The organism is Loigolactobacillus bifermentans DSM 20003 (genome assembly GCF_001434575.1).
Classification (GTDB): Bacteria; Bacillota; Bacilli; order Lactobacillales; family Lactobacillaceae; genus Loigolactobacillus; species Loigolactobacillus bifermentans.
Map to the genome: position 1 here is coordinate 1 of NZ_AZDA01000130.1, position 335 is coordinate 335.

The window sequence follows — 335 nt, forward strand, 5'->3', positions numbered from 1 at the left end:
GGTGTAACAGGGACTGTTGGTCAAACGGTTGAGGTAGACGTGCCAGAAGTATCAGGCTATACGGCAGATAAAACAACGGTGCCAGCCACAGTGAACCCAGATGGCACCATCACGGTGGATAAAGCTACCGGAATGGTTACTTATACACCAACGAATCATGCGTATAGCATTACGCCTGTGGATAAAAATGGTGATCCAATTCCAGGGACGACTACACCAGCAACTGGGACGACTGATGAGGTCATCAATCGTGAAGACTATCCAGAAGTACCAGGTTACACAGCCGAAACAACTGAGGTAAACGTGCCAACTGGCGACACATCCGTAAATGTCGT

General features: G+C 48.7%; 1 protein-coding gene. It reads left to right on the forward strand.

Translation table 11 applies throughout. The features are described from left to right. A partial coding sequence (locus tag FC07_RS16015) for a hypothetical protein (RefSeq protein ID WP_162255886.1) occupies positions 1–335 on the forward strand: 335 nt, incomplete at both ends.